Genomic DNA, 3,922 nt, shown 5'->3' on the forward strand with positions numbered 1-3,922 from the left:
CGACGTCGCGGCCGTAGCGGATCGCGAGCGGGACCAGCGCGTCGAGCGCGGGATGCGCCAGCTCGTCGGCGGACAGGTAGCGCGCGAGATAGCCGCGCACCTGCTCCGGCGTCGCCTCGGGCCCCAGCACGCCGACCAAGTTGAGCAGCAGCCCGAAGCTGACGGGCGGCACGCGCGCCGGCACCGTGCCGTCATGGACGTGATGCGCCGGATTGCCGAGCCGCTGCTCGATCGGCTGGCCGGCATGATCGGCGACCGCCTTCCAGTAATCATCGATCGCGCGCGGGATCACGCCCAGGTGCAGCTGCTTCGCCTTGCGCGGTTCCCGATAGGCGAAGAAGGCGAGGCTCTCGTTGGGGCCGTAATCGAGCCATTGCTCGATCGACAGGCCGTTGCCCTTCGACTTGGAGATCTTCTCGCCGCGCTCGTCGAGGAACATCTCGTAGACGAAGCCCTCGGGTGGGCGGCCGCCGAGCACGCGCGCGATGCGGCTCGACTGGATCCCTGAGTCGATCAGGTCCTTGCCGTACATCTCGTAATCGACGCCCAGCGCCACCCAGCGCATCGCCCAGTCGACCTTCCACTGCAACTTGGCCCGGCCGCCCAGCGCCGATTGGACGATCCGCTCGCCGCCCTCCTCGAACGCGATCAGCCCGGCTTCGGCGTCGACCACCTCGATCGGTACCTGGAGGACGATGCCGGTAACGGGCGAGATCGGCAGGACCGGCGAATAGGTGGCGCGTCGCTCCGCGCGCAGCGTCGGCAGCATCACCGCCTGGATCTCGTCGAACCGGCGCAGCACATCGCGCACGCCCGCGTCGAACCGGCCGGATTCGTACCAGTCGGACGCGGAGGCGAACCGGTAGTCGAAGCCGAACCGGTCCAGAAACGCGCGCAGCCGCGCATTGTTGTGCGCGGCGAAGCTCTCATGCGTCCCGAACGGATCGGGGATGCGCGACAGCGGCCGGCCCAGATGCCCGGCCAGCATCGCGCCGTTGGGGACGTTGTCGGGCACCTTGCGCAAGCCATCCAGGTCGTCGCTGAACGCGATCAGCGTCGTGGGCGCGTCGCTCAGCGTCGCGAAGGCGCGGCGCACCACGGTGGTGCGCAACACCTCGTTGAACGTGCCCAGATGCGGCAGCCCCGACGGGCCATAGCCGGTCTCGAACACGATCGGCGCGGGCTGTCCGTCCGTTGGAGGCTTGCCGTCCGGCCAGCGCGCGAGCAGCTTGCGCGCTTCCTCATAGGGCCAGGCCTTGGCGGCGAGGGCGGCGGCGCGGACGTCAGACATGGTGCGGGCCTGTGGCCTGTCCGCCCTGCGCGCGCAACGTTCAGTGACGAAAGCGCAGCGTCGCCCCCACCGTGCGCGGGTCGCTGGGGTTGCCCAGGATCAGCCCGGAATTGCCCGCCTGCACCGTCAGGTTCTGAATATAGTCGGCGTCGAGCAGGTTGCGCGCGAACACGAGCAGCTCCAGCCCGGAGCCGAAGCGATAGCCGACGCTCGCATTGGTGAGATTGTAGCCGCGGATGTAGGTGTAGCGCGACAGCGCGGAGTCGCCGTTGAAGCCGCTGCGCGATGCCGTATCGACGTGCACGAACGCCGCGCCGCTGCCGATCGGCAGCGCGTAATCGATGCCGGCGGTGAGCGCGAAGCGGGGAAGCGACGACAGGCGCTGGCCCGTCAGGTTGCACGCGGTGGTGGCGGCGGTCTGTTGCTCGATCGGGCAGGGGCCGGCGGGATAGTCGGCGTATTTGCCGTCCGCATAGGCCAGGTTCGCGCGCAGCGTCAGCCCGGTCGCGACCAGCGCGGTCGCGTCCGCCTCCACGCCCTTTACCGTGACGCGCGGGATGTTGGACAGATAGCCGCGCAGCGCCGCCGTCTGCGTCGGGCCGGTGTCCACGATCGTCGCCTGGAAATCGCGCACGCGCGTCGAGAACACGTCGGCGTCCAGCACGAGCCGCCGATCGAACAGGCGGGTCTTCAGCCCCGCCTCGATCGTCGTGTTGCGCTCCGGACGCACCACGGCGGTGTTGAGCGCGGGGAGGTTAGCAGCGGTGAGCGGCAGGCCGCTCATGTTGATCCCGCCCGACTTGTAGCCGCGCGCGTAGCTGCCATAGGCGAGCACGGCGTCGGTCACCTGCCAGGCGAGGTTGCCGCGACCCGACAGGCTGCCGTCATCGTCATGCGCGGTGTAGCTCTGCCCGCGCAGCACGCCGAGCTGGGCGTTGCGCAGCGCCGTCTGCTGCGCCGCCGTGCCGGTGATGGTCGGCCCCCCGAAGGTGAACGTGTTGTACGACCCGTTTTTGTCCTCGTGCGTGTAGCGCAGGCCGCCGGTCGCGGTGACGGCGTCGATCAGCTTGACGTTAATCTCGCCGAACCCGGCATAGCTCCTCGACCGGAAGTCGGTATGGCCGTCCTGGGTGTAGCCGTCGAGCAGGTTGGCGGGGACGGCCGTGGTGCCGGTGGTCGGCCCGATCAGGTAAAAGGCGCCGCTCGGCCCGTAGATCGAGATCGGCCGGCCGACGATCTTCTGGAAGAAGCCGTAGACGCCCGTGACATAGGTCACCCGGTGGTCGCCGTTGGACGCGAGGCGGATCTCCTGGCTGTATTGGTCCTGTCGCGACGGGATGTGCTGCGAGACTTGGATCGGCAGGCCGATATAGTCGCGGTCGTTCTCCGCGTCCCAGTTCCACCAGCGCCAGGCGGTCACGGCGGTCACCGTGCCGACGCCGATGTTCCAGTCCGTCAGCGCCTCCAGCCCGCCCTCGTTGGTGTCGACGTTGAGCGGCCCGTCGATGTCGGTGACGCGGTTATACGGGTTGGTGCTCGCGGGCTGGTATCTGAGCGCCGCCGCGAGCGCGGGATATTGCCGCGCGGGCGGACGCAGGCTCTGCCCGACGCGCAGGAACACCTGCGTGCAGCAGGTCGCCTGGAAGTTGGTGAAGTCGAAGATCAGCCGGGTCTGGAGCCGGTCGCTGGGCTTGAGCAGCAGCTGCGCGCGCACCGCCTGCGTGCCGAGCTGGTTCAGGTCGCGGCCGTCGCGCACGTCCTTGATGACGCCATCGCGTCGTGTCGACACGCCCGAGATGCGGAACGCCACCCCGTCGGCGAGCGGACCGGAGACCCAGCCGCGCGCCTGGACATAGTTGAAGCTGCCCGCGCTGATCTCCGCATAGCCTTCGGGCGTGAAGGAGGGCGCGCGGCTGGTGATGTTGATCGCGCCGGCGGTGGTGTTCTTGCCGAACAACGTGCCCTGCGGTCCGCGCAGCTCCTCGATCTGGTCGATGTCGGCGAAGTCGAACGCGGCGGTGGCGGGGCGGGCATGATAGACCTGATCGACATAGAAGCCGACGCCCGGCTCCAGCCCGTCGTTCGACTGGCTGACCGCGACCACTGACGAGCCGAGCCCGCGAATCGTCAGCGCGGTGTTGCGCGGGTTGGCGGACGAATAGTTGATCGACGGGATCAGCGCCTGGAGGCCGTTGACGTTGGTCGTATAGCTCTGATCGAGCAGGTTGCCGCCGACCACGCTGAGCGAGCCGGGCACCTTCTGCGCGTCCTCGGCGCGGCGCCGCGCGGTGACGATCACGTCGGGCAGGCCGCCGCCCTTGTCCTCGTCGTCCGTCGCCTGCGCGTCCGGCGCGCCCGCCGGCTTGTCTCCGATCTGCTGCGCCATCGCCGGCCACGTCATCGCCGCCGCCGTCGCCAGCGCCACCCACCCAAACCGCATCACGAACCTCCCTTGTTCGGGAGCGCTTCAAGCATCATATCCTGCGGGATACAATGGATCAGTATCAGTCCTGAACCAGCGCCGCCGTCAGCGCCGCGAAGGCGGGGTGGTCGACGATCCTGGCGGCCTCCGCCTCCAGCGCGCGATAGGCGGCCAGCGCCGTCGCGCCGGCTTCCGTCACGCGCGCGCCG

2 protein-coding genes are annotated in these 3,922 nt (G+C 69.2%); both read right to left on the reverse strand.

All coding sequences use genetic code 11. The features are described 5' to 3' along the window. The coding region (locus HUU95_RS10315) for a lysine--tRNA ligase (RefSeq protein ID WP_174280034.1) at positions 1–1,291 on the reverse strand (1,291 nt) is incomplete at its 3' end. Positions 1,292–1,331: 40 nt separating this feature from the next. Next, the gene (locus tag HUU95_RS10320) at positions 1,332–3,731 is read right to left on the reverse strand and encodes a TonB-dependent receptor (protein ID WP_174280035.1); all 2,400 of its coding nucleotides are present in this window, start codon (positions 3,729–3,731) and stop codon (positions 1,332–1,334) included. Positions 3,732–3,922: the final 191 nt, after the last annotated feature.

This window comes from Sphingomonas bacterium (assembly GCF_903643065.1).
Classification (GTDB): domain Bacteria; phylum Pseudomonadota; class Alphaproteobacteria; order Sphingomonadales; family Sphingomonadaceae; genus Sphingomonas.

Bases quoted from the DNA above. Each gene is read 5' to 3' on its own strand.
- HUU95_RS10320 (WP_174280035.1), bottom strand. From the start codon at position 3,731: ATGCGGTTTGGGTGGGTGGCGCTGGCGACGGCGGCGGCGATGACGTGG.